At 74.1% G+C, this 1660-nt stretch carries 2 protein-coding genes; one reads left to right on the top strand and one right to left on the bottom strand.

From position 1 onward, the window contains the following. Positions 1-43: 43 nt before the first annotated feature. The gene (locus ACIQOV_RS40600) at positions 44-670 is read right to left on the bottom strand and encodes an MFS transporter (RefSeq protein ID WP_401056048.1); all 627 of its coding nucleotides are present in this window, start codon (positions 668-670) and stop codon (positions 44-46) included. 207 nt (positions 671-877) lie between these two features. On the opposite strand from ACIQOV_RS40600, the gene ACIQOV_RS40595 reads away from it, so the two are divergent. After that, a complete protein-coding gene (locus ACIQOV_RS40595; RefSeq protein WP_401056046.1) occupies positions 878-1645 on the top strand; it encodes a slipin family protein in 768 nt (255 codons plus the stop codon). The last annotated feature ends 15 nt before the right edge of the window (positions 1646-1660 follow it).

The raw sequence follows: 1660 nt of genomic DNA, 5'->3' as shown, positions 1-1660 counted from the left end.
TGGGCCGTCTTCGCCCTGATCGTGCTGTCCCTGCCGCCGGTGCTCACGCCCGCGCTGCGCGGCCGGGACTGACCAGGACGACCGCGCGGCGGAGCTGGACGGAGGCGACGGCGGCCAGCGGCGCCGCCGCCCCGATCGCGAACACCCAGCCCCAGCCGAGGTGCTGGCCCAGCCAGACGCCGAGCGGCAGGCAGGCCAGGGCGGGCAGCCCGGAGACCAGGCCGACCAGCGCGAGTCCCTCCCCGCGCCGTTCGGCCGGGATCAGCGCGGCGGTCAGCGCCCCGCCCGCCACCAGCGCGACCGCGAAGCCGAGCCCGCGCAGCAGACAGACCGTCACCACCGCCGCCATGCCCCCGGTCCACGCCAGGACCGGCGTGGGCGCGCCGAGCAGCACCAACCCGGCCGCCAGCACCGGGCGGTAGCCGAAGCGCGTGGTCAGCCACGGGGTGGCCAGTTCGCCGACCACGGTGGCCAGCATCAGCGCACCGGTGGCCAGGCCCGCCGCGTGCTCGCCGCCGGACTCCTGGGCGTACAGCGGCACGGCGGAGAGCAGCAGGTTGAACCCGATGGAGGTGCCGAGCAGGGAGACGAAGCGCAGCAGCAGTGCCCGCGTCAGCAATGGCGGCCCGGCGCAGCCGGAGCCCGCCGCGGAGTCGATCGTCGTGGTCACCCGGCGACGCTACCGGCCCGAACAGCCTGCCGGTAGGGCTCACTTCGGCCCGCGGCACCCGCCCCGCCGACGCTCCGTCGGAATACCCGCGCACGACGCTGTCCACCGCCCCGGCCCGGGCGCATACTGGCCAGCGCGGCTCGCACCGGGCGACGGGGCCACTCCGGTCCCCGGCCCGGCCGCGCCGCGACGGGGGAGGCCGGAATCGTGGCAGTTGTCGTGATCGTCGCCGTGGTGCTCCTGCTCTGGCTGGCGACCGGTGTGCGGGTGGTCCAGCAGTACGAGCGCGGTGTGGTGTTCCGGCTCGGCCGGGTGAGCGGGCAGGTCCGCCAGCCGGGACCGAGCCTGCTGCTGCCGGTGCTGGACCGGATGCGCAAGGTCAACGTCCAGGTCGTCACCATGCCGGTTCCGGCGCAGGAGGGCATCACCAAGGACAACGTCTCGGTGAGCGTCGACGCGGTGCTGTACTTCCGGGTGGTGGACCCGGTCAGGGCCACCGTGGACGTCCAGAACTACTCCTTCGCCATGCTCCAGGTCGCCCAGACCTCGCTGCGCTCCGTCATCGGCAAGAGCGAGCTGGACGACCTGCTCTCCGGCCGGGAGAACCTCCACCAGGGGCTGGAGGTGATGCTGGAGAGCCCGGCCACCGGCTGGGGCGTGCAGATCGACCGGGTGGAGATCAAGGACGTCAGCCTGCCGGACTCGATGAAGCGTTCGATGGCCCGCCAGGCCGAGGCGGACCGTGAGCGCCGGGCCCGGATCATCACCGCCGACGGCGAGTTCCAGGCCGCCACCAAGCTCGCCGAGGCGGCGAGCAGGATGAGCGAGACCCCGGCGGCGATGCAGCTGCGGCTGCTCCAGACCGTGGTCGAGGTCGCGGCCGAGCGGAACTCGACACTGGTGCTGCCGTTCCCGGTGGAGCTGCTGCGCTTCTTCGAGGCCGCCGCTGCCCGGGCCGCCGACCCCGGCGCATAGACCGGGCCTATGGCC

Origin of the sequence: Kitasatospora sp. NPDC091257, assembly GCF_044757675.1 — a bacterium.
Lineage (GTDB): Bacteria > Actinomycetota > Actinomycetes > Streptomycetales > Streptomycetaceae > Kitasatospora > Kitasatospora lactacystinica.
Note: the sequence above shows the minus strand (reverse complement) of the source record. Positions and strands in the feature narration are given on the sequence as shown.